The following is a 382-nucleotide window of genomic DNA, read 5'->3' on the forward strand; positions in this document are numbered from 1 at the left end:
AGGCGGTCGATCTTGTAGACCACGACACGTCGATCAGCCCGGCCTCGATGTCGCCGATCAGCTGCTGCAACGCAGGCCGGTCCAGCGTGCCGCCGGAGAAACCGCCATCGTCGTAGCGGTTGCGGAGCGCCACCCAGCCCTCGGCGCGCTGCGAGGCGATGTAGGCCTCGCAGGCTTCCCGCTGGGCGTCGAGGCTGTTGAACTCCATATCGAGCCCTTCCTCGCTCGACTTGCGGGTGTAGATCGCGCAGCGCAGGCGGCGGACGGGTTCGGGCTTGGTGCGGCTCATGGGTTCGGCCCTCCGCTTGCGCTCCGGGCGTTCGTCGCTGCCATCAATCCACCGGATCGATGGCCGGCCTTCGGCCGCCGCGCCTCACCCTCC

At 69.1% G+C, this 382-nt stretch carries 1 pseudogene; it reads right to left on the reverse strand.

From position 1 onward, the window contains the following. A pseudogene (locus GT358_RS16440) lies at positions 1–289 on the reverse strand (recombinase family protein); the annotation flags it as partial. Between the last annotated feature and the right edge of the window lie 93 nt (positions 290–382).

The organism is Rubellimicrobium sp. CFH 75288, assembly GCF_009904055.1.
In the GTDB taxonomy this organism is placed as follows: domain Bacteria; phylum Pseudomonadota; class Alphaproteobacteria; order Rhodobacterales; family Rhodobacteraceae; genus Rubellimicrobium.